We start from the raw sequence: 22,985 nt of genomic DNA on the forward strand, positions 1-22,985 counted from the left end.
AAATATTTATGGCGGACAAAAAAACTTCCGGCAGTGAAAAGCTGCTGTATTGCTCGTTTTGCGGCAAGAGCCAGCATGAGGTCAAAAAACTCATTGCGGGCCCTTCGGTGTTTATCTGCGACGAGTGTATCGACCTCTGCAATGAGATTATTCGCGACGAGGCGGTGAGCGCGGGGGCCGAGGCTGCCATAGCGAAATCGGATCTGCCGAGCCCGCAGGAGATTCGCGAGATTCTCGATCAATACGTGATCGGGCAAGAGCGCGCGAAAAAGATCCTCGCGGTGGCCGTCTATAACCACTACAAGCGACTCAAACACCTCGATCGCAAGGACGAAGTCGAGCTTTCGAAGAGCAATATCCTGCTGATCGGACCCACCGGTTCGGGCAAGACGCTGCTCGCCCAAACGCTCGCGCGTTTGCTCAACGTTCCGTTCGTGATTGCCGATGCAACGACGCTGACCGAAGCCGGCTATGTCGGCGAGGACGTCGAGAACATCATTCAAAAATTGCTTCAGAACTGCAATTACGAGGTCGATAAAGCACAAAAGGGCATCGTCTACATCGACGAGATCGACAAGATCAGCCGCAAGTCGGACAACCCCTCGATCACGCGCGACGTGTCGGGCGAAGGCGTCCAGCAGGCGCTGCTCAAGCTGGTCGAAGGCACGATGGCGTCGGTGCCGCCGCAGGGCGGCCGCAAGCATCCGAATCAGGATTTCATCCAGGTCGATACGACCAATATCCTGTTCATTTGCGGCGGCGCGTTCGACGGTCTCGAAAAGGTCATCATCGACCGCACCGAGAAGACCGGGATCGGTTTCGGCGCGACGGTGAAGAGCCGGCAGGAGCGCGATTCAGGCGAGGTGCTGCGCGATGTCGAGCCCGAGGATTTGATCAAGTTCGGCCTGATTCCCGAACTGATCGGTCGTCTGCCCGTCGTCGCGACGCTGGGCAAGCTCGACGAGGCGGCACTCGTGAAGATTTTGATCGAGCCGAAGAATGCCGTCGTCAAGCAGTATCACAAGCTGTTTGCGATGGAGCATGTCGAACTCGAGATTCGGCCGGCGGCGTTGCAGGCGATCGCGCGCAAGGCCATCCGCCGCAAGACGGGGGCACGCGGTTTGCGCTCGATTCTCGAACAGGCGCTGCTTGATGTGATGTATGAATTACCCACGATGAAGGGGGTCAGCAAAGTCACGATCGACGAGAACGCGATTGACGGCGACGGTAAGCCGCTGCTGATTTATGAGGAGGCCCCGAAGGTCTCCGGGTCGAATTGACACGTCAGCGAGCTTGTCGGAAAAGCCGTTCATGGTGACGTGAACGGCTTTTTCCTTAGGTCGAAATATTTTTGTCGATAGATTTTTATCAATTGGGTGCTTGAACTCCATAGGGATGGCCTCACTTGGTCACAAACAGATTCCACTTCATGGGGAAATGAAAATGTCAGGAACCCAACTTTTGCCGCCGGAACGCATCACCTTGCCGCTGCTGCCGCTGCGCGATGTGGTTGTTTTTCCGCACATGGTGATTCCTCTGTTCGTCGGTCGCCCCAAGTCGATCAAGGCCCTCGAGACCGCGATGGAAGGCGGCAAGCACATCATGCTTGTCGCGCAGAAAACGGCCGCCAAGGATGAACCGACCGACAAGGACATGTACGAAGTCGGTTGCGTCGCGAACATTCTCCAGATGCTCAAGCTGCCCGACGGCACGGTCAAAGTGCTCGTCGAAGGGCTGCAGCGCGCGCGTACGCTGTCGATCGAGGACCAGGAGTCGCAGTTCTCGTGCGAAGTCATGCCGCTCGAACCCGATCAGGCCGACAGCGCCGAGACCGAGGCGCTGCGCCGTGCGATCGTTTCGCAGTTCGACCAGTACGTCAAACTCAACAAGAAGATTCCGCCCGAGATCCTGACGTCGCTGTCGGGCATCGATGAAGCGGGTCGTCTGGCCGATACGATTGCCGCGCATCTGCCGCTCAAGCTCGATCAGAAGCAACACATCCTCGAGATGCTGCCGGTTATCGAGCGTCTCGAACATCTGCTCGCGCAACTCGAAGCGGAAATCGACATCCTTCAGGTCGAGAAGCGCATCCGCGGCCGCGTCAAGCGCCAGATGGAGAAGAGCCAGCGCGAGTACTACCTCAACGAGCAGGTCAAGGCGATCCAGAAGGAGCTTGGCGAGGGCGAGGACGGTGCCGATCTCGAAGAACTCGAGAAGCGCATCACGGCCGCGCGCATGCCGAAGGAAGCCAAGAAGAAGGCCGATTCGGAGCTCAAGAAGCTCAAGCTGATGTCGCCGATGTCGGCCGAAGCGACGGTCGTGCGCAACTACATCGACACGCTGATCGGCTTGCCGTGGCGCAAGAAGAGCAAGGTCAACAACGATCTGTCGAACGCCGAGAAGGTGCTCGACGAGGACCACTTCGGTCTCGAGAAGGTCAAGGAACGGATCCTCGAATATCTCGCGGTCCAACAACGCGTCGACAAGGTCAAGGCGCCGATTCTGTGCCTCGTCGGGCCTCCGGGCGTCGGCAAGACCTCGCTCGGCCAGTCGATCGCGCGTGCGACGAACCGCAAGTTCGTGCGCATGGCGCTCGGCGGCGTGCGCGACGAAGCGGAGATTCGCGGCCATCGCCGGACCTATATCGGGTCGATGCCCGGCAAGATCCTGCAGAGCCTCACGAAGGTCGGCGTGCGCAATCCGCTGTTCCTGCTCGACGAAGTCGACAAGATGGGACAGGATTTCCGCGGCGATCCGTCGTCGGCGCTGCTCGAGGTGCTCGATCCCGAACAGAACCATACGTTCGCCGATCACTATGTCGAAGTCGACTTCGATCTGTCGGACGTGATGTTCGTGGCGACGTCGAACTCGCTCGATATTCCGCCGCCGCTGCTCGACCGGATGGAAGTCATTCGCCTCTCGGGCTATACCGAGGACGAGAAGGTCAGCATCGCGCAGCGGTATCTGCTGCCGAAGCAGAAGCGTAACAACGGCCTCAAGGATGGCGAGATCGACGTCACCGAAGAAGCGGTCCGCGACATCATTCGCTACTACACGCGCGAAGCGGGTGTGCGTTCGCTCGAACGCGAAGTGTCGAAGATCTGCCGCAAGGTCGTGAAGATGCTGCTGCTCAAGAAGGCCGACGGTTCGATCACGGTCGACGGCGGCAATCTCGACACCTTCCTCGGCGTGCGCAAGTACGACTTCGGTCTCGCTGCGAAGCAAAACCAGGTCGGACAGGTCACGGGTCTCGCATGGACGGAGGTCGGCGGCGATCTGCTGACGATCGAAGCGGCGGTCATGCCGGGTAAGGGCAGCATTACGCGTACGGGTTCGCTCGGCGACGTGATGAAGGAATCGGTCGAGGCGGCGCGGTCGGTCGTGCGTTCGCGTGCGCGCCGGCTCGGTATCGCGGATGAGGCGTTCGAGAAGAAGGACATCCACATCCACGTGCCCGAAGGCGCGACGCCGAAGGACGGTCCGTCGGCGGGTATCGCGATGACGACGGCGCTCGTGTCGGCCCTCTCGGGGATCCCCGTGCGGGCGGATGTCGCGATGACCGGCGAAATCACGCTGCGCGGCGAAGTGCTGCCGATCGGCGGTCTCAAGGAAAAGCTGCTGGCCGCGCACCGTGGCGGTATCAAGCTCGTGCTGATTCCTGAAGAGAACGTCAAGGATCTCGCCGAGATTCCGGACAACGTCAAGAACGCGATGGAAATCGTGCCGGTCCGCTGGATCGACAAGGTGCTCGAGCTCGCGCTCGAACGTCTGCCCGAGCCGCTGCCCGAAGACGAGGTCAAGGAAGAGGCGAAGGCGGCACCCGTCGCCGAATCCGGGACGGCGGCGTCCGACTTCATCAAGCACTGATTCGGGACGCTCCCGCAGTCATACAAAACCGCGCTTCTGCGCGGTTTTTCTTTTTACGCTGTCTTACGCATGACATATCCATTTGCGTCATCCGATCAAAAATAATGCGTCAAGAATGCGCGAAAAGAAACGTAATAGGACAGTCTCCCGGAAGCCGCATGCGGCCTCGATCTAGGCGGAAACCCGCTTGACACAAGCGGTTTCAGACTTGTCTAATTGATCGGCCGGCTTACTATCGCCGGACCATACTTCGACACACCGGACCAGTGTGTTTTTATATAAACCGAACTGCCCAATAAACAGATTGAGAGGGCTTTAAATGAATAAGACCGAGTTGATCGATCACATCGCATCGCAAGCCGATATTTCGAAGGCTGCGGCGGGGCGTGCGCTGGATGCGGTGATCGTGGGCGTGACGTCGACCTTGAAGAAAGGCGGCACCGTGACGCTCGTGGGGTTTGGCACGTTTGCAGTCGGTAAGCGCACGGCGCGCGCGGGTCGCAATCCGCGCACGGGTGAGACCATCAAGATCAAGGCCGCGAAGGTCCCGAAGTTTCGTCCTGGCAAAGCATTGAAGGATGCGCTAAACTAGCGAGCTCTTCGGCGCCGATGCATGTGCGCCGGAAAAGCGACGGAACGGGCGCTTAGCTCAGTTGGTAGAGCGGAGCCCTTACAAGGCTTAGGTCGGGAGTTCGAGCCTCTCAGCGCCCACCAGTTCTGTCGATTGCCGATCATGCGTGCGCCGTCTTCTCTGCGCGCCGCGAACGTGACGGCGAGCGTTCGAGTATGCGGGGAGTGGTAGTTCAGTTGGTTAGAATACCGGCCTGTCACGCCGGGGGTCGCGGGTTCGAGCCCCGTCCACTCCGCCAAAAATATGAAGACCCGTTGAGTTTCAACGGGTCTTTTCTTTTGCGCGAACGCAGCGCGTATGGACGATGACTCGAGTCGGGCACGCGACACGCATGCATCGGCCATCTCGACCTCGACCGAGGCCGTTCGGTGATGTCCTACCGGCTCGCGAGCGCGTTCGGCGTATCGAGCGCCTGGAGCGCGGCCCAGTCCGACACTTGCGACACGATCAAGCCGTCATCGCCGTCGACGAAGCGCGCGAAGTGTTCGCGAAGGTGGGCGCACGTCGTGTCGGCGCGGCGCAAGCACCAACTCGACTTCAGCATGCGACGGGCATTGAATCGCGCCAGCTCGTCGAGCAGCGGTTGATAATTCCGCTCCTTTCGCAAATCATATTCAACGAAGAAGAGTGCCGCGCTTTCCGCGCGCTGCGTGACCTTTTGCGTCAACGCGGAGCCGGCGATCGATTTGACGCCGGGGGCGCTTTTCGGATCGCGCAGTAACTTGCTCGCCGTTGTCGCGACGCGTTTCGTTGTGGTTTCGTTCGGTTTTTTGCTGGCCATATATCATCTTTCAGTCGTGAAAATAGAGTGCGATATAACAAAACGATGCAATGCCATTTGATCCCGAGCGGCTGCCCCATCCTCGGCGAACAAGCGACGCGCGCGGTCTGACAAGGCGATCTCGCACACGCAGCACAACACAATGTCCGGATGCGGCGGAAATCCGTCGACCCGCATGACCTGCTTGAATCGGACCTGCGCGAATTGCATGGGGCGCGCTTCAGCGAGCCGCGTTCGGTCAAGTGCGGCACGGTCATCGTATTTCGCAACGACTTGAATCGCGAGCGAAGAGGGATGATTGAATCTCAATGAAAATGAATCAGAGAGGCGATCGTCGCGGCGACGCGGATCAATCCGATGACCTGATGCGGGTGCGCGCGAGTCGGCAGCGCAAGCTGCACACCGCCTTCGTGCGCCGCGCGATATCATCGCGAGCTGCATGCCTATCGTGCGTGCAGATCGTGCATACCGCGCGTGCGCGTGCGGCGAATACACTCTGCGAAACAAGGCGGGTTTATCGATGAGCTTATCTCGCTTGCTGGCGGGCTTTGTGCGCGAGCATTGGCGGTCCTACCTGCTGTCGGCGATCATGCTGTCCGGCGTCGCGGTCTTGAGCGTGCTGATTCCGCGCCGCGTCGGACACATCATCGATCAGCTCATCGCGCATCGTCTGAGCGGCACCGCGCTGTTGCCCGAACTCGCGTGGCTCTTCGGCATGGGGCTCGCGATCTATTTCCTGCGCGTCGGCTGGCGGCTGCATTTGTTCACCGCAGCCTACCGGCTCGGCGTGACGTTGCGCACGCGGCTCTACGACACGCTCGCGAACCAGGGTGCAGGCTTCTATCACGGCCGCCGCACCGGCGATCTGATGGCGCGCGCGACCAACGATATCGATGCGATCGAAATGGCGGCCGGCGAAGCGCTGCTCGCCGGATTCGACGGCAGCATGACGCTGATCCTCGTCGTCACGATGATGACCGCCGGCATCGATTGGCGGCTCGGTCTCGCGGCGCTCGTGCCGTTCCCGTTCATGGCGTTCGGGTTCTGGCGCATTTCGAACCATATTCACCACGCGTGGCACGATTCGCTGGGCCGCTTCAGCGCCCTGAACAATCATGTTCAGGAGACGCTCAGCGGCGTGCGGACGATGCGCGCCCTCGGTCTTCAAGATCGCAATAGCCGCGAACTCGCGCGCCTCGCCGCGGGCGCGGCCCGCAGCAGTCTTCACGCCCAGCGCTGGGAAGCCGCGTTCGAGCCTGTCGTCGGTCTCTCGCTGACGGCGTCGACCGTCATCACGCTCGGATTCGGCGGGTATCTCGTCTGGCACGACAGGCTCACGATCGGCTCGATGACGAGCTTCAGCATGTACCTCGGGCAACTGATCTGGCCGATGTTCGCGGCGGGCTGGGTGTTGTCGTTGCTCGAACGCGGCCGCGCGGCCTGGGGGCGGCTCGGTCCCATTCTGGCCGAGCCGCCGAGCGTCGAGGATCGCGGCACGCGTGCGTCGATCGGCGCCGATGCGCTCGCGTTCGACCGCGTGAGCTTCACCTATCCCGAACAGGCCGCGCCCGCATTGGTCGAGGTGTCGCTCGCCTTGCCGCCCGGCCAGACGATCGGTCTCGTGGGACCGACCGGTTCGGGCAAGTCGACGCTGTTGCGTCTGTTACTGCGGCAGTATCCGTTGACGATGGGGATGATCGCCTGGGACGGGGTGTCGATCGACGAATACACGCTCGAGACCTTGCGCGGTGTCATGAGCTGGGTGCCCCAGGAGCCGTTTCTGTTTTCGGCATCGGTCGCGGACAACATCTCGCTCGTCAAGCCGGATGCGACGCGCGCCGAAATCGAGCGCGTCGCGCGACTCGCGGCGGTTCACGACGACATCCTGCGCTTGCCGCTCGGCTACGACACGCCGGTCGGCGAAAAAGGCGTGGCGTTGTCGGGCGGTCAGCGTCAGCGCGTCGCGATCGCGCGCGCCTTGCTCGCCGATACGCCGCTGCTGTTGCTCGACGACGCGCTCTCGGCCGTCGACACGCATACCGAGGCGCAGATCCTCGATCATCTGCGCGAGGCGCGCCGTGGCCGCTCGGTGGTCATCGTGAGCCACCGCTTGTCGGCTGTCGCCGACGCCGATCAGATCGCCGTGCTTCGCGAAGGCCGCGTCGCGGAGCAGGGCACGCATCGCGAACTCGTCGCGCACAGCGGCTGGTACGCGAGTCAATGGCGTTATCAGCAACTGGAGGCCAGCCTCGATGCCCTCTGATTCGACGCTGACCGACGACCGCAATGCGCCGCCGCCGGCCGAGCGCGCGCACGCCGAGCGCCGCGATGCGTTCGCGCTGCTGCGCACGGCCGCCGCGCCCGAACATGCCCACCTGATCCGCGGAACGGTCTGGCTGATCGTCGCGGCGCTGCTCGAAGCGATGTCGCCGCTGCTCGGCAAAACGTTTATCGACCGCTACTTGCTGCCGCACCGCCTCGATTGGCCCGCGATGGTCGGTCTGCTCGCGCTCGCCCTGAGTGTCGGATGGACGGCCGCCACGCTTCGGTATCTGCAGCTCACGCGTCTGGCGGGCGTCGCGATGCGCTCGGTGCAGCGCCTGCGCGAAGCGGTCTATGCGCACGTGATCCGCCTGCCGATGGCGTTCTTCGACAAGGCGATCACGGGGCAACTCGTGAGCCGCGTGACGAACGACACGGAATCGGTCAAGGCCCTCTACGTGCAGGTGCTGTTTGTGATGCTCGACAGCTGCATCGTCGTCGCGGGCGCCATGATCGCGATGACGTGGCTCGACTGGCGTCTGATGCTCGTCGTGCTCACGCTGTTTCCGGCCGTCGTCGTCATCGTGTTCGTCTATCAGCGATGGAGCGCGCCGTCGGTCGCGCGCGCACGCGAACTGCGCAGCGAGATCAACGCGCAGATCGCCGAATCGATCGCGGGCATGAGCGTGCTCCAGGCGAGCAATGCGCAACGACGCTTCGGCGAGCGCTTCGCGCAGACCAACCGCACGCACTACCGTGCACGGCTCGCCGAGCTCCGGGTCAACGCATGGCTGTTGCGGCCCGCGCTCGATCTGCTCAACGTCGCGATCCTGACGGTCGTGATCTACGCCTTCGGCACGAACCGGTTCGCGGGCCTCGAGGTCGGCGTGCTCTATGCGTTCGTCAGCTATGTGGCGCGCGTCGTCGAGCCGCTGATCCAGATCACGCTGCAATTCAGTCAATTGCAGCAGGCTGTCGTCGCGGCGGCGCGCGTGAATGCCTTGCTCAAGGAGTCACGCGGCCCGATGCCCGACGGCGACGCCGTCATTTCGCGCGGCGAGGTGCATTTCTCGCACGTGCGTTTCGGCTACGACGCGGCGCTGCCGATCCTCCACGATCTGACGCTCGATATCGCGCCAGGGAGCTTTCACGGCATCGTCGGCCATACGGGCAGCGGCAAATCGACCTTGCTTGCGCTGCTGCTGCGTTTCTATACGCCGCAGGCCGGCCGCATCGAGATCGACGGCGCGCCGCTCTCGACGATCGGCGACGCCGCGTTTCGCGCGGGCGTCGGACTCGTGCCGCAGGACCCGTTTCTGCTCGCCGCGTCGGCGCGCGAGAACATCGACATGGGGCGCGGGCTCTCGGACGAGGCGATCGAAGACGCCGCGCGCGCCGCGCATGCGCACGATCTGATCCTGTCGCTCGAGCGCGGTTACGACACGGACATGGGCGAGAGCGGCACGCGTCTGTCGAGCGGCCAGAAGCAATTGATCGCGATCGCGCGGGCGCTCGCGGGCAAGCCGCGGATCCTTCTGCTCGACGAGGCGACCTCGCACATCGACAGCGAAACCGAACAGATCGTCCAGCGCGCGCTCGATGCGCTGCGCGGCAAGGTCACGTTGATTTCGATCGCGCACCGGCTGTCGACGATCCGCAACGCGGACCGGATCATCGTGCTCAATCACGGCCGCATCGCCGAAGCCGGGTCGCATGACGCGCTGATGACGATCGAGCAGGGCATCTACCAGCGTCTCTATTTGCTTCAGCAACTTCAGGAATAAGGTTTGCGCGCTGCGCGCGCAAACCCGCAAATCGTCGTCTGATCAAGGGTTTAGGCGGCCGCGCATGGGCACGGCGCAGCGCGGTTTCGATATCGGGTGAATCCCGGTCCGCCGCGTTGCCGATTTTGAAGTTCGCGTGCGGTAGAATCTGCGTTTTTCCGACGAGTCCATTTCGCAATCCATGCTGGATTTCATACGTAACCACAAGCGTTTGATGCAGGTGTTCCTCGCGCTGTTCATCCTCCCGGGGTTGGGGCTGGTCGGCATTCAGGGGTTTCGCGGCTTCTTTGACAACAGCGCGAACGTCGCGAGCGTCAACGGCCGCAAGATCACGATTCAGGAATTCGACGGCGCGCAGCGCGAACAGCTCGACCGCATGCGGCAGATGCTCGGTTCGAGCTTCGATCCGAAGATGTTCGACACCGAGGCGATGCGCGCCTCGCTGATCGACAGCCTCGTACAGCAACGCATCACGACCGATGAAACGCGCCGCGAAAACCTGACGGTGCCCGACGCGGCCGTTCAGCGCGCGCTGTTCAACATTCCGGCGATCGCGCAACTGCGCGGCCCCGACGGCCGTGTCGATACCGACGCGTACGTGAAGCTGCTCGCCGCGCAAGGCATGACGCCCGATCAGCTCGATGCGCGCGTGCGCTTCGAACTCGCGAACTCGCAAATCTCGGAGAGCATCAGCAAGTCGGCCTTCACGCCGAAGGCGCTCGCCACGCATCTGACCGCGCTGTCCGAACAGACGCGCACGGTCCAGGGCCTCGCGTTCCATCCGATCAGCTATCAGCAGAAGGCGCAGCCGAGCGACGACGAACTCAAGCAGTACTACGACGCGCACAAGCTCGAGTTCCAGACGCCCGAGTCGGCTCAGATCCAGTACGTCGTGCTCAACGGCGACGCGCTCGCCGCGGCGACGCAGCCGAGCGACGCCGACGCGAAGCAGTTCTACGATGACAACATCAAGAACTACAAGACCGACGACCAGATTCGCGCAAGCCATATCCTGATCACGGTCGCCAAGGATGCGAGCGAAGCCGATCGCGCGAAAGCCAAGGCCAAGGCCGAGCAGATCCTCGCGCAAGTGCGCGCGCATCCCGACCAGTTCGCCGATCTCGCGAAGCAGAATTCGCAGGATCCGGGCTCGGCCGACAAGGGCGGCGATCTCGGCTGGTTCGGTCACGGCGCGATGGTCAAGCCGTTCGAGGACGCGGCGTTCGCGCTCAAGCCAAATCAGATCAGCGATCTCGTGCAGAGCGACTTCGGTTACCACATCATCAAGGTGACCGACGCGAAGCCCGCCGGCACGAAGTCGTTCGACGAGGTCAAGGCTTCGATCCTCGCGACGCTCAAGGCCCAGCAGGCGCAAAAGCTCTACTCGCAGGATGCGGAGCCGTTCACGAATATGGTCTACGAGAAGGCCGACAGCCTGCAGCCGGCGGCCGACAAATTCCATCTGACGATCAAGACGGCCACGGTGACGCGCACGCCGAACCCCGCGCTGCAGCCGACCGATCCGCTGAACAATCCGAAGTTTTTGACGGCTTTGTTCGCGGACGACTCGCTCGTGAAGAAACACAACACGCAGGCGGTCGATGTCGGCGACAACACCTTGATCTCGGCGCGGATCACGCAGTACGCGCCGGTCGCCACGCCGGACTTCGACAAGGTCAAGGATGCGGTTCGCGACAAGGTCGTCGCGCAGAAGACGGCCGAGCTCGCGAAGCAGGACGGTGCGGCGAAGCTCGCGGAGTTCGAGAAATCGAAGTCGGCGGATGGCTTCGGCACGCCGGTCAATGTCTCGCGCGGCGACGCGCAAGGCCTGCCGCCCGCGGCCATCGACGCGATCTTCAAGCTCGATCCGAACAAGACGCCGGGCTATGTCGGCGTCGATCTCGGCAAGGACGGCTATGCGATCTATCGCCTGAATGCGGTCAATACGCCGCCGGCGCCCGATACGCAACGTCTCGCGGCGGCCGAGCAGCAGTTGTCGCAGGTTTCGGGGCAGGCCGATGTGCAGGCCTATCTCGCGTCGCTGCGCACGCGTTCGGACGTCAAGATCTACAAATTGCCGGCCGCATCGGACGACTCGAACTAAGCCGGGACGCTCGCACGACGACGTGCCGAGCGTGTGGCCCGCGATCGAATAGAACAAAGCCCCCGACCGTGTGCCGGGGGCTTTTTGTTTGCGCGGCGCGTCGCGCAGCGGAGCGCAGACGGGGTCAGAGGCAGGCTTGGATATCGCTGGACGCGGCGCTCGTATCGGCGCCATTGCCCTGACGCAAGCCGACCCACGTGCCGCTTCCGCTCCAGGCGGGTCGAACGACCGCGCCCGCACCACCCGGAGGCTGCCCGGGCAACAGCACGTCGGCCGCCGCGTTGTTCGCGAGCACCGATTGTGTCGTGATCGGCTGCTGGGTCTTGTCCGCCCAGGCCTGGGCAATGCATTGAGTGACGACGGGCGGCGTCTTCTGGCTGGTTCCGACGCTCTGGACGCCGGGCTGCATCGGCTGGCCCGCGCAGGCCGCGAGCAAGGCGGCGGCTGTAGTCGTTGCGAGTAGTGGTAAATATTTCACATCATCTCCTTCATCGGAGCGCGGCGAGGACGTCGCGCCGTTCCAGGGACCGTACGTGGCGCCCAGCATGGCGCGGGCCTCGACAGGCGAGGCAGCGTTCACGCAGACGGGCACGGTATCGGGACTTGTGCTTTCCAAGCGCCACTGTTCAGCAAACGGGGTGCCCGAACGGCGCGCACGCGCAAGAGACGACGTCGATGTGAATGGCTTGCGCATGAACGAGCCGACGGATCGAGGGTCCGCCGGCTCGCATGCGTGCGACGGCTTACGACGGACGTCCGTCGAGCAGGGGTTTGACCGACGGCCAGATATTGTCGAGCAGGCGCGGCTGGGCCGCGGCGGTCGGATGGATCTGATCGGCCTGGAACAGGCTCGGCTGGTCCGCGATGCCGTCGAGCAGGAACGGGACGTACCCCGCGTGATACTGCTTCGCGAGCGCGCCGAACGTGTCGTAGAACTTCTGCGCGTAGTCGGGACCGAAATTCGGCGGGATCCGCATGCCGATGACGACGACCTTTGCGCCGATGGCTTGCGAGGCCTCGATGATCTTGCGCAGATTGTCGGTCGTCGTGGCGAGCGGCACGCCGCGTAGCGCGTCATTCGCGCCGAGTTCGACGATGACGAGCGACGGCTTCGCGCGCGCGAGCACGGCGGGCAGTCGCGACAAGCCGCCTTCGGTCGTCTCGCCGCTGATGCTCGCATTGACGACGCTATAATTCAGCGCCGACTGGGCAAGCCGTTTGCGCATCAAGGCGACCCACCCCGTGTCGCGATCGATGCCGTATTCGGCGGACAGACTGTCGCCGAGCACGACGATCGACGGCGATGCGGCCGATGCCGCGGCTGCCGTATTGGCGGCGAGGGCATGGCCCGACAGACATGCGAGTACGATCCAGGCAACCCGCGCGGCCAGGCGCATGCCTGCCCGATACGCCCGATACGCCGGAGCGTCCTGGCGGACGCCGCGCCGCAACGCGGTCCACCGATTCGACACCATGCACAACACGTTCGATCCAATCATTGCAGTAGAAGGTTTGCGTAAGGTTGTCCGCGATGCCGACGGTGAACTGACGATCCTCGACGACATCGGCTTTGTCGTGATGCCAGGAAGCAGTGTAGCGATCGTCGGCGCTTCCGGGTCGGGGAAGTCGACCTTGCTCGGCTTGCTCGCGGGACTCGATACGGCGACGGCCGGCACGGTCCGCCTGTTCGGCGAGGATCTCACGCGTCTCGACGAGGATCGCCGCGCGGCGCTGCGCAGCGGTCGCGTGGGCTTCGTGTTTCAGTCGTTTCAGTTGATGCCGCATCTGACGGCGCTCGAAAACGTCATGCTGCCGCTCGAATTGCGCGGCGAGACGCAGGATGCGGTCGCGCGTGCGCGCGACGGGCTCGAGCGCGTCGGCCTCGGCACGCGGATGTCGCACTATCCGAAGCATCTATCGGGCGGGGAACAACAGCGCGTCGCACTCGCGCGCGCCTTCGTGACGCGGCCCGCGATTCTGTTCGCCGACGAGCCGACCGGCAGCCTCGATGCCGCGAACGGCGAGGCCGTCATCGATCTCATGTTCGAACTCAATCGCGCGACGGGCGCGACGCTCGTGCTCGTCACGCACGACACCGACCTCGCGCGCCGCTGCGAGACGACGATCACGATCGAGGCCGGCCGCGTGCATCGCGCGAGCTGAGCCGACAAAGCCGCCAAGCCGCTCAGTCGCCCAGTCGCCCAGTCGTTTAGGGCCGCTTGAAGCGGCCCAAGGACGTCTTACTTGCGGCCCGCTTTCGCGCGCGCCCGTGCGATCAGCGCGGTCGTCGACGAATCATGCTTGGCCGGATCGACGGGCGCGTCGGCGATCAGGTCGGCCTCGACGACCTTGCCGAGAATCTTGCCGAGTTCGACGCCCCATTGATCGAACGAGTTGACGTTCCAGATCGAGCCTTGCACGAGCACCTTGTGCTCGTAAAGCGCGATCAGCGCGCCAAGCGCCTGCGGATTGAGTTCGTCGAGCAGGATCGTCGTGCTCGGACGATTGCCCGGGAACACGATGTGCGGCACGAGTTCGGGCTTGTCGGGACCCGCGATCTTCTGCGCTTCCTCGAACGTGCGGCCGAGCATCAGCGCTTCGCTCTGCGCGAAGCAATTCGCGAGCAGGCGATCGTGATGGTGCGGCAGCGGATGCTCGGCCGTCAGCAATGCGATGAAGTCGATCGGGATCAGCGTCGGTCCTTGATGGATCATCTGGAAGAACGCGTGCTGACCGTTCGTGCCGGGCTCGCCCCAGATCACGGCCGCCGTCGGATAGTCGACGGTATCGCCGTTCAACTGGGCCGATTTGCCGTTGCTTTCCATCTCGAGCTGCTGGAGATACGAGGGCAGGAAATGTAACGATTCCGAGTACGGAGCGACGAGCTGGCTTTGCGAGCCGAAGAAGTCGCGATACCAGACGCCGAGCAGGCCCATGATGACGGGCAGATTGCGTTCGAGCGGCGCTTCGCGGAAATGCTGGTCCATGCGCTCGGCGCCCGCGAGCAGATGGTCGAAATGGTTCGGCCCGACCGCGAGCATGATCGACAGACCGACGGCCGACCACAGCGAATAGCGGCCGCCGACCCAGTCCCACATCTGGAAGATGTTGTCTTCGGCGATACCGAACTTGACGACTTCGGCGACGTTCGACGAGACGCCCACGAAATGCTTGGCGAGATCGGCCTGTTTGACGCCGTTTTTCGTGAACCAGTCGCGCAGCGAGATCGCGTTGGTCAGGGTTTCCTGCGTCGTGAACGTCTTCGAGACGATGACCGCGAGCGTCGTTTCGGGATCGATCTGTTCGAGCACGCGTTGCAGATCGGCGCCGTCGACGTTCGAGACGAAATAGGTCTTGATCTTCGGGTCGGCGAACTGATGGAGGGCGTGCACGACCATCTTCGGGCCGAGATCCGAGCCGCCGATGCCGATATTGACGATATGGCGGATCGGCTTGCCCGTGTGGCCGGTCCACGCGCCGCTGCGGACCTTGTCCGCGAACACGGCCATCTTCGCGCGCTCGGCCTGGATCTCCTTCGCGAACGGCGCGTTCACGTCGTGCGAGCGCAGCGCGGTATGGAGGACCGCGCGATGTTCGGTCGGGTTCACGATATCGCCGGCGAACATCGCATCGCGACGCGCTTCGACGCCGGTCGCGCGCGCGAGATCGACGAGCAGCGACAGCGTCGTGTCGTCGATCCGGTGCTTCGAGAAATCGAAACCGAGCCCCGCGCCCGAGATCGTGAAGCGTTCGGCGCGCGAGGCGCCGCCTTGCTTGTCTTCTGCGAACCACTCACGAAGATGCTTGTCGCGGATCTGTTGATAGTGCGCTTCGAGCGCGGTCCAGGCGGGCAGTGATTTCAGAGTCATGGCAGCTCAGTCAGACAAGACACAACGAAGGAAGGCTTCATGCCGGCCGTGCGCATCACCGCTTGGGCAACGACAGGCATTTCCGGGGTCGGAGCGCGATCCGCGCACCGCGCGACGAAGCGCGGTCCTGGCGGCGCCGACCGGTGCATCCATGCGGACAGTCCGGAGTGAAGCGGGCGATAAGTCATGGAGTATAGCGAGGGTGGATGACAGCCTCCAGCGAATCCGACCCGAATAGCGGGAGCCCGGGACGACGCGCATCGGCCACGTCCGCCACGTTAACGGATGTCGCGCAAATGTGCCGGGCACGACGGTGCGCTGTGGCCAGTCGTGTCGAATACCGGCGCGGCAGATGCGGGCGCTTAGCCGGGATCGCGCACCGGCGCCGCGAGCATCGTATTGAACAGCCGGCGGAAGGCGGGTGCGAGTTCGCCGGCCGTGAGGCCCGCGGGGCCTTGGCCTTCCTCGGTCAAGGCATCGGCCGCGCGTCCGTGAAGGAACACGCCCGCGCAGGCGGCTTCGAACGCCGGCATGCGTTGCGCGAGCAGCGCGCCGATCATGCCGCCGAGCGTATCGCCCGAGCCGCCCGTCGCCAGGCCCGCGTTGCCGGTCGGATTGATCGCGACGCGGCGCGCGTCGCCCGACGCGATGACCGTGCCCGAGCCCTTGAGGACGACCGTCGTGCCGAACCGCGTCGCGAGCGTGCGGGCCGACCGTACCCGGTCGCGTTCGATGTTCGCGACGTCGGTCCCGAGCAGCCGGGCGGCTTCGAGCGGATGCGGCGTGAGGACCGCGTGCGTCGCGTGTTCGCGAAGCCGCGTCGCGGCGTCGGCGTGCTGCGCGATGCCGTTGAGCGCGTCGGCGTCGACGACCTTCGCGATATCGAGCGCAAGCACGCGCAGCAGTGCGCGATGCGCAAGGTCGCCGGATCCCATGCCGCAGCCGATCGCAATCGCGCTCATGCGTTCGAGCGCGAGCGCATCGAATTCGCCGAGCATGAGCTCGGGGTGGGGCGGGTCGTAAGGCGGGAAGTCCGGCCCCAGAAACGCGACGTGAATCTTGCCGGATCCCGCATAGAGCGCCGCGCGCGCGGCGAGAATCGGCGCCCCCATCATGCCGCTCGCGCCGCCGACGACCGCGAGCGTGCCGAACGTGCCCTTGTGTGCGCTCGCATGGCGCCGCGGCAGATGCGGCGCGAAGCGCTCGGGCGCATTCAGGAAGGTGCCGGGCGCGGCGAAATCCGCGTCGGCATCGGGGGCGCGATCCGGACCGGGGGCGGGTGTGCGCCGCCATGCGTCGAGGCCGATCGGCGCGACGCTGACCTCGCCCGCGTAGTCGCGTCCGCGGCCCGTGAAGAGTCCGGGCTTCGCGGCGATGAACGTCAGCGTGTGCGTCGCGATGACGGGCGTGCCGCCGCCGACGGCCTGCCCCGTATCGCTGTCGAGTCCGCTCGGGACATCGAGCGCAAGGATCGGCAGACCGCGTGTACGCGCCGACTCGAGCCGGTGCGCGAGCGCGTTGAACGGCGAGGCGTCGTCACCCGGAAACGCGCGCTCGACACCGATGCCGAGCACGCCGTCGACGAGCCACGCGCATTCGTCGAGCGAGGCGGGCAGCGCCGTGTCGATACGCACGCCGGCCGCGCGCGCGCTTGCGAGCGCCCAGCGCGCATCGTCGGGTTTCGATTCGACAGGCAGCGCGACACCGACCGCAAAGCCTTGCCGCTTGAGTTCGGCGGCCGCGATCAGGGCATCGCCGCCGTTGTTGCCCGGTCCCGCGGCGAACCAGACGCTGCGATGCCGTGCATCGACGGCGGCCAGCCGCTGCGCGAGGAACTGCGCGGCGGCGGCGCCCGCGCGCGCCATCAACGTGTGCGGCGGCAGCTGCGCGAGCGCATCGCGTTCGGCCGCGCGCAGCGCCTCGACGGTGTAGAGCGGCAGCGCGCGATCGCGCGTCGAAACGTAGAGATCGGTCATGGTCGGCGGATCGAAGGGCGTGCGCGCATTGTATCGGCCGCGCCGCGCAAGATCCGCGCGAGCTCAGCCGTGCTGGAAGCGCGTGGGCGACAGCGCGGCGAGGCTGTCGGAATCGACGTCGGACGCGCGTCCGCTGACGAGGTCGGCGACGATCTTCGCCGTGCCGCACGCGAGTCCCCAGCCGGCCGGGCCGTGTCCCGCATTGACGAACAACCGCGGGTGCGTGGTCGCACCCGTGATAGGCAGGCCGTCGGGCGACATCAGCGCGATGCCGTCCCACTCGCGCATGGCCGACAGCTTGGCCGCGCCGGGCACCCAGGTGTGGCCGGCTTGACCGAGCGTATCGATCGCGCGCCGGCGCAGCTTCGGCGGCGTCGGACGCGCGGTCTTGCCGCGGCCCTGGAGCAGCGGTGCGCTCGCGAAGCGCATGCGGTTGTGCAGGCGCGAAATCGTCACGCGGCTTTCGTAATCGACGACGGTGACGTGCGGCGCGTGCTCTTCGTAGCCGATCGGCGCGGTCAACGCGTGCACGCGCGCCGGATACAGCGGCACGCGGATGCCGACCTGGCCGAGCAAGGTCTGCGTATTCGCGCCGGCCGCGAGCACGAGCGCATCGCCCGCAATCGACTCGACGCCGCCGCGCGCGCCCGACGTCTCATCGGTCCGCGACGCGAGTTCGACGACGACGCGGCCGGCCTCGACGCGGATCGACTCGGCCGAGCGGCCGAGCGCGAACTCGACGTCGTGTTCGTCGAGCAGCGTCTTGATCTGTTTGGCGAACAGCGGGCAATTCGCGCTGCGTTCGTACGGGAAGAACACGCCGCCCGCCAGCGCCTCTCCGGGCGGCACCGACGGTTCGATCGTGCGGCACGTCTCGCCGTCGAGGATCTGGTGCGGATAGTCGAACTGCGCGAGCAGCGCGAGCGCCGGTGCGGCCTGCTTGAGCTCGCGCGGCGTGCGGAACAGATGCAGCACGCCGTCGCGTTGCTCGAAGTCCATCGCGTGGCGGGCTTCCATTTCGGCGAGCGTGCGCCGCGAGAGGTCGACGAGCGGGCGCAGCCGGCCGCATTGCATCGCGAATCGTTCGGGATCGCGCGCGAGGTTGAGCTGGCGCACGAAACCGCGCGCGCTCGCGCTGAGGCCCGGCTGATAGATCATCCCGTTGCGCGAGCCGAACAGCATCTGGCGCATGCCGAAGCCGAGTCCCGGACCGAACCAGACGTCGAGCGGGGTCGGCAGCACGAGGCCGCCCTGGCCGAAGCTCGCCTCCTGCGCAACCGTCGCGTGCCGCTCGATCACGCAGACGCGGTGCCCCGCGGCGCGCAGCTGATAGGCAGTGGTGACGCCGGTCAAGCCGCCGCCGATAACGATTACGTCCATGGAGAGTCTGGGAAGCCGGAATTCGGCAGTGCGTTCGATGACCCGGCCGGGCGTCGGGACACCGCAGCAAAGCGCGCAATCATAGCGCGGAAGCCGCTTTGCCGGAAGCGTTGCGCAAACGCGCGCCGCACCCGCGCGCGCAGGCCGGGGTCACCCTGTTACATATCACACGGTATAATCGCGGTCTCTTCAGACTGCCGCGCACGGCGCTTCGCCGCGCTGCGACAGGGCGCCCGTCTTTTCAGCCGCATCGACCCAGCTCGCACCCCATGGCTCACTTCTCGTACTTCGCCGGCGCATCCGCCCTCTCCGAATTCCGCAAGACCCGCCTGTTGGCGACGCTGCAAGCCCTCGATCCCGAAGTCGCGGACGTCGAGGGCCGCTATGTGCACTTCGTGAGCAGCGCGACGCCGATTTCGGACGCCGAGCGCGACCGCCTGAATGCCTTGCTGTCGTACGGCACGCCGTTCGTGCCGCATCTGAAGGGCGGCGAGTCGTTTCTCGTCGTGCCGCGTCTCGGGACGATCTCGCCGTGGGCGAGCAAGGCCAGCGATATCGCGCACAACAGCGGGCTGTCGAACGTGCGCCGCATCGAGCGCGGCGTCGAATACACGATCACGCTGAAGGCCGGCCTCGGCAAGCTGATCGGCAAGACCAAGGCCGTGCCGGCCGAAACGCGCGCGGTGCTCGCCGCGGCGCTCCACGACCGCATGACCGAGTCGGTCATCGCGAGCCGCGACGAAGCCGCGCATCTGTTCGATGCGCTGCCGGGCCGGCCGATGGAAACGGTCGACGTCGTGGGCAAGGGCCGCGCGGCGCTCGAACAGGCCAACGTCGAACTGGGCCTCGCACTCGCCGACGATGAAATCGACTATCTCGTCGACGCGTTCACGCAACTGCGGCGCAATCCGACCGACGTCGAACTCATGATGTTCGCGCAAGCGAACAGCGAACACTGCCGCCACAAGATCTTCAATGCCCAATGGACGATCGACGGCGAGCCGCAATCGACGTCGCTGTTCGGCATGATCAAGTACACGCACGAGCAGCACCCGCAGGGCACGATCGTCGCTTACTCGGACAACGCGGCCGTCATGGAAGGCGGGCCGGCCGAGCATTGGTATCCGGCCGGCGCGGCCGAGCATGGCCGCGCGTATGCGCGCGCCGACGGCGTGCTGCACACGCTGATGAAGGTCGAGACGCATAATCACCCGACCGCGATCTCGCCGTTCCCCGGCGCCTCGACGGGCGCGGGCGGCGAAATCCGCGACGAAGGCGCGACGGGCCGCGGCGCGAAACCGAAGGCGGGGCTCGTCGGCTTCTCGGTGTCGAACCTCGCGCTGTCGGAGCTCAACAACGCATGGGAATCGGCGTTCGACGCGTCGATCCCGCTCGCGCAGCGCAACCCGAGCGCGCAGGCCGCGGCCAAGCCCTACGGACGCCCGGACCGCATCGCGTCGCCCTTGTCGATCATGATCGACGGGCCGCTCGGTGGCGCCGCGTTCAACAACGAATTCGGCCGGCCCAATCTCGGCGGGTATTTCCGTGTCTACGAACAGAACGTCGCGGGCACCGTGCGCGGGTATCACAAGCCGATCATGATCGCGGGCGGCATCGGCAATATCGCCGAGGGCCTCACGCATAAGAACGATCTGCCGGACGGCACGCTGCTGATCCAGATCGGCGGCCCGGGCATGCGCATCGGCATGGGCGGCGGCGCCGCGAGTTCGATGGCGACCGGCGCGAACACGGCCGAGCTCGATTTCGACTCCGTGCAGCGCGGCAACCCCGAGATCGAGCGTCGCGCGCAGGAAGTCATCAACGTCTGCTGGCAGATGGGCGCGGCCAACCCGATTCTGAGCATCCACGACGTCGGCGCGGGCGGGCTCTCGAACGCGTTCCCCGAACTCGTCGACGGCGCCGGCAAGGGCGCGCGTTTCGAGCTCACGCGCGTGCCGCTCGAGGAATCGGGTCTGGCGCCGCGTGAAATCTGGAGTAATGAAGCGCAAGAACGCTATGTGCTTGCGATCGCGCCCGACAGTCTGGCCACGTTCGAGGCGATCTGCGCGCGCGAGCGATGCCCGGTCGCGGTCGTCGGCGTCGCGACCGACGCGCAGCAGCTCAAGCTGGTGAGCCCCGACGGCAACGATCCCGTCGATATGCCGATGGACGTGCTGCTCGGCAAGACTCCGCGCATGCACCGCGACGTCAAGCGCATCCGGCCGAATTTCGGGCCGGTCGATGTCACGGGCCTCTCGCTGCACGATACGGCGCTTGCCGTGCTTCGCCATCCGACGGTCGCGAGCAAGTCGTTCCTGATCACCATCGGCGATCGCGCGGTCGGCGGGCTGTCGGTGCGCGATCAGATGGTCGGGCCGTGGCAGGTGCCGGTGGCCGACTGCGCGATCACGTCGCTCGACTTCAGCGGCTATCGCGGCGAAGCGATGACGATCGCCGAGCGCACGCCGCTCGCGGTCATCGATGCGCCCGCGTCGGGCCGCATGGCCGTCGGCGAGGCGATCACGAATATCGCGTCGGCGCCGATCGCGTCGCTCGACAAGCTCAAGCTGTCGGCGAACTGGATGGCCGCCTGCGGGAGCCCCGGCGAAGACGCCGCGCTGTTCGACACCGTCAAGGCCGTGGGCCTCGAATTGTGTCCGGCGCTCGGGATCAGCATCCCGGTCGGCAAGGATTCGTTGTCGATGCGCACGAAGTGGAACGACGAGGGCGTGGCGAAGGAAGTCGTCTCGCCGGTGTCGCTGATCATCTCGGCGTTCGCGCCGGTCGCCGACGTGCGCCGCCACCTGACGCCGCAATTGAGCCGCGAGCTCGACACGGTCCTGATCGCGATCGACCTCGGCCGCGGCAAGCATCGGCTCGGCGGCAGCATCCTCGCGCACGTGACGCAGCAAGTCGGCGACACGACGCCCGACGTCGACGATCCCGAAGATCTCAAACGCTTCTTCAACGCGATCCAGTCGCTCAATCGCGACGGCAAGCTGCTTGCCTATCACGATCGCTCGGACGGCGGCCTGTTCGCGACCGTGGCGGAAATGGCGTTCGCGGGGCGTGTCGGCGTCTCGCTGAACGTCGATATGCTGACGCTCGACGCGACGCACGAGTCCGACTACGGCGACGCGAAAGACTGGGCCAAGCAGACCTCGGGCCGCCGCGACGACCGCACGATCCGCGCGCTGTTCAATGAAGAACTCGGCGCGGTGATCCAGGTTCGCGCGGCCGATCGCGACGCCGTGCTCGGCGTGCTCCGCGAACATGGCCTCAGCACCTGCAGCCATGTGATCGGCAAGCCGAACGAGGCCGACGACATCGAGATCTATCGCGATGCGAAGAAGATCTACTCGGCCACGCGCGTCGAGCTTCAGCAGGCGTGGTCCGAAGTCTCGTGGCGCATCGCGCGCCTGCGCGACAACCCGGCCTGCGCGGACAGCGAGTTCGAGTCGCTCGTCGACGCGGCGGATCCGGGCATGACGCCGAAGCTCTCGTTCGACATGACGGCCGATATCGCGGCGCCGTTCATCGCGACGGGCAAGCGGCCGAAGGTCGCGATCCTGCGCGAGCAGGGCGTCAATTCGCATATCGAGAAGGCCTATGCGTTCGATCGCGCGGGCTTCGAGGCGCGCGACGTCCATATGAGCGATCTGCTCAACGGCCGCGCGAATCTCTCGGAGTTCGCGGGCTTTGTCGCGTGCGGCGGGTTCTCGTACGGCGACGTGCTCGGCGCGGGCGAGGGCTGGGCGAAGACGATCCGTTTCAACGCCGTGCTCGCGGACATGTTCGCCGCGTTCTTCGCGCGGCCCGATACGTTCGCGCTCGGCGTCTGCAACGGCTGCCAGATGATGAGCAATCTCGCGTCGATGATTCCGGGTGCCGAGGCGTGGCCGAAGTTCACGCGCAATCAGTCCGAGCAGTTCGAGGCGCGCGTGTCGATGGTCGTCGTCGAGAAGTCGCCGTCGATTTTCTTCGACGGCATGGCCGGTTCGGAGATCCCGGTCGTCGTCTCGCACGGCGAAGGGTATGCGAACTTCTCGGCGCAAGGCGATGCGGCGCACGTCGCGGCCGCGCTGCGGTATGTCGACAATCGCGGCGCGATCACCGAGCGTTATCCGTTCAATCCGAACGGCTCGGCCAAGGGCCTCACGGGCGTGACGACGCCCGACGGCCGCTTCACGGCGCTGATGCCGCACCCCGAGCGCGTGTTCCGGACCGCGCAGATGAGCTGGCATCCGGCCGACTGGAACGGCGACAGCCCGTGGATGCGCATCTATCGCAACGCGCGGAAGTGGGTCGGCTAAGTACGCCTAGGTACGGCT

Annotated in this window: 14 protein-coding genes and 2 tRNA genes; 10 read left to right on the plus strand and 6 right to left on the minus strand. The window is 65.1% G+C overall.

Annotated elements, in window-relative coordinates; genetic code table 11:
* Positions 1 to 8: 8 nt before the first annotated feature.
* The 5 genes from clpX to D7S86_RS13955 all read left to right on the plus strand — a co-directional run bounded on the left by clpX (position 9) and on the right by D7S86_RS13955 (position 4,736).
* Entirely contained in the window at positions 9 to 1,280 is a 1,272-nt protein-coding gene (gene clpX / locus D7S86_RS13935) for an ATP-dependent Clp protease ATP-binding subunit ClpX (RefSeq protein ID WP_121087398.1), read from the plus strand.
* Positions 1,281 to 1,443: 163 nt separating this feature from the next.
* Entirely contained in the window at positions 1,444 to 3,867 is a 2,424-nt protein-coding gene (gene lon / locus D7S86_RS13940; protein WP_121087400.1) for an endopeptidase La, read from the plus strand.
* A gap of 319 nt (positions 3,868 to 4,186) precedes the next feature.
* Positions 4,187 to 4,459, plus strand: a complete 273-nt coding sequence (locus tag D7S86_RS13945) for an HU family DNA-binding protein (RefSeq protein WP_121087402.1) — start codon at positions 4,187 to 4,189, stop codon at positions 4,457 to 4,459.
* A 46-nt stretch (positions 4,460 to 4,505) separates the two neighbouring features.
* Positions 4,506 to 4,581 (plus strand) — tRNA-Val (locus D7S86_RS13950).
* Between the two features lie 78 nt (positions 4,582 to 4,659).
* Positions 4,660 to 4,736: transfer RNA gene (locus D7S86_RS13955), tRNA-Asp, on the plus strand.
* A gap of 138 nt (positions 4,737 to 4,874) precedes the next feature.
* Here the strand turns inward: D7S86_RS13955 and D7S86_RS29530 are convergent.
* A complete protein-coding gene (locus D7S86_RS29530) occupies positions 4,875 to 5,042 on the minus strand; it encodes a hypothetical protein (protein ID WP_158601948.1) in 168 nt (55 codons plus the stop codon).
* Positions 5,043 to 5,799: 757 nt separating this feature from the next.
* On the opposite strand from D7S86_RS29530, the gene D7S86_RS13965 reads away from it, so the two are divergent.
* The 3 genes from D7S86_RS13965 to D7S86_RS13975 all read left to right on the plus strand — a co-directional run bounded on the left by D7S86_RS13965 (position 5,800) and on the right by D7S86_RS13975 (position 11,429).
* The gene (locus tag D7S86_RS13965) at positions 5,800 to 7,542 is read left to right on the plus strand and encodes an ABC transporter ATP-binding protein (RefSeq protein WP_121087406.1); all 1,743 of its coding nucleotides are present in this window, start codon (positions 5,800 to 5,802) and stop codon (positions 7,540 to 7,542) included.
* Positions 7,532 to 9,325, plus strand: coding sequence for an ABC transporter ATP-binding protein (locus tag D7S86_RS13970; RefSeq protein ID WP_121087407.1), 1,794 nt, complete (start codon positions 7,532 to 7,534; stop codon positions 9,323 to 9,325). Before D7S86_RS13965 ends, D7S86_RS13970 begins: the two co-directional genes overlap by 11 nt.
* Positions 9,326 to 9,506: 181 nt before the next feature.
* Positions 9,507 to 11,429: a SurA N-terminal domain-containing protein gene (locus D7S86_RS13975; RefSeq protein WP_121087409.1), complete on the plus strand. Its 1,923-nt coding sequence runs from the start codon at positions 9,507 to 9,509 to the stop codon at positions 11,427 to 11,429.
* A gap of 124 nt (positions 11,430 to 11,553) precedes the next feature.
* On the opposite strand, the gene D7S86_RS13980 is transcribed toward D7S86_RS13975, so the two are convergent.
* Together D7S86_RS13980 and D7S86_RS13985 are read right to left on the minus strand one after the other, a co-directional pair.
* On the minus strand, positions 11,554 to 11,907 hold the full coding sequence (locus tag D7S86_RS13980; RefSeq protein ID WP_121087584.1) for a hypothetical protein: 354 nt from the start codon (positions 11,905 to 11,907) through the stop codon (positions 11,554 to 11,556).
* Positions 11,908 to 12,172: 265 nt separating this feature from the next.
* Positions 12,173 to 12,826: an arylesterase gene (locus D7S86_RS13985; protein WP_420813247.1), complete on the minus strand. Its 654-nt coding sequence runs from the start codon at positions 12,824 to 12,826 to the stop codon at positions 12,173 to 12,175.
* A gap of 76 nt (positions 12,827 to 12,902) precedes the next feature.
* Here D7S86_RS13985 and D7S86_RS13990 point away from each other — a divergent pair, with 76 nt between their 5' ends.
* On the plus strand, positions 12,903 to 13,592 hold the full coding sequence (locus D7S86_RS13990; RefSeq protein ID WP_121087413.1) for an ABC transporter ATP-binding protein: 690 nt from the start codon (positions 12,903 to 12,905) through the stop codon (positions 13,590 to 13,592).
* 77 nt (positions 13,593 to 13,669) lie between these two features.
* On the opposite strand, the gene pgi is transcribed toward D7S86_RS13990, so the two are convergent.
* From pgi to D7S86_RS14005, 3 genes are all read right to left on the minus strand, one after another.
* The gene (gene pgi, locus D7S86_RS13995) at positions 13,670 to 15,298 is read right to left on the minus strand and encodes a glucose-6-phosphate isomerase (RefSeq protein ID WP_121087415.1); all 1,629 of its coding nucleotides are present in this window, start codon (positions 15,296 to 15,298) and stop codon (positions 13,670 to 13,672) included.
* A gap of 362 nt (positions 15,299 to 15,660) precedes the next feature.
* Positions 15,661 to 17,274, minus strand: coding sequence for an NAD(P)H-hydrate dehydratase (locus tag D7S86_RS14000; protein ID WP_121087417.1), 1,614 nt, complete (start codon positions 17,272 to 17,274; stop codon positions 15,661 to 15,663).
* A 63-nt stretch (positions 17,275 to 17,337) separates the two neighbouring features.
* Positions 17,338 to 18,654 carry an FAD-dependent oxidoreductase gene (locus tag D7S86_RS14005; RefSeq protein ID WP_121087419.1) on the minus strand — a complete coding sequence of 439 codons (1,317 nt, stop codon included), beginning with the start codon at positions 18,652 to 18,654 and terminating at the stop codon, positions 17,338 to 17,340.
* 269 nt (positions 18,655 to 18,923) lie between these two features.
* Here D7S86_RS14005 and purL point away from each other — a divergent pair, with 269 nt between their 5' ends.
* Positions 18,924 to 22,967: a phosphoribosylformylglycinamidine synthase gene (purL, locus tag D7S86_RS14010; protein WP_121087421.1), complete on the plus strand. Its 4,044-nt coding sequence runs from the start codon at positions 18,924 to 18,926 to the stop codon at positions 22,965 to 22,967.
* The last annotated feature ends 18 nt before the right edge of the window (positions 22,968 to 22,985 follow it).

Source organism: Pararobbsia silviterrae (assembly GCF_003628125.1).
GTDB lineage: Bacteria > Pseudomonadota > Gammaproteobacteria > Burkholderiales > Burkholderiaceae > Pararobbsia > Pararobbsia silviterrae.

Coding starts and splice junctions, on each gene's coding strand:
- clpX (WP_121087398.1), top strand. CDS start 9: ATGGCGGACAAAAAAACTTCCGGCAGTGAAAAGCTGCTGTATTGCTCG.
- lon (WP_121087400.1), top strand. CDS start 1,444: ATGTCAGGAACCCAACTTTTGCCGCCGGAACGCATCACCTTGCCGCTG.
- D7S86_RS13945 (WP_121087402.1), top strand. CDS start 4,187: ATGAATAAGACCGAGTTGATCGATCACATCGCATCGCAAGCCGATATT.
- D7S86_RS29530 (WP_158601948.1), bottom strand. CDS start 5,042: ATGCTGAAGTCGAGTTGGTGCTTGCGCCGCGCCGACACGACGTGCGCC.
- D7S86_RS13965 (WP_121087406.1), top strand. CDS start 5,800: ATGAGCTTATCTCGCTTGCTGGCGGGCTTTGTGCGCGAGCATTGGCGG.
- D7S86_RS13970 (WP_121087407.1), top strand. CDS start 7,532: ATGCCCTCTGATTCGACGCTGACCGACGACCGCAATGCGCCGCCGCCG.
- D7S86_RS13975 (WP_121087409.1), top strand. CDS start 9,507: ATGCTGGATTTCATACGTAACCACAAGCGTTTGATGCAGGTGTTCCTC.
- D7S86_RS13985 (WP_420813247.1), bottom strand. CDS start 12,826: ATGCGCCTGGCCGCGCGGGTTGCCTGGATCGTACTCGCATGTCTGTCG.
- D7S86_RS13990 (WP_121087413.1), top strand. CDS start 12,903: ATGCACAACACGTTCGATCCAATCATTGCAGTAGAAGGTTTGCGTAAG.
- pgi (WP_121087415.1), bottom strand. CDS start 15,298: ATGACTCTGAAATCACTGCCCGCCTGGACCGCGCTCGAAGCGCACTAT.
- D7S86_RS14000 (WP_121087417.1), bottom strand. CDS start 17,274: ATGACCGATCTCTACGTTTCGACGCGCGATCGCGCGCTGCCGCTCTAC.
- D7S86_RS14005 (WP_121087419.1), bottom strand. CDS start 18,654: ATGGACGTAATCGTTATCGGCGGCGGCTTGACCGGCGTCACCACTGCC.
- purL (WP_121087421.1), top strand. CDS start 18,924: ATGGCTCACTTCTCGTACTTCGCCGGCGCATCCGCCCTCTCCGAATTC.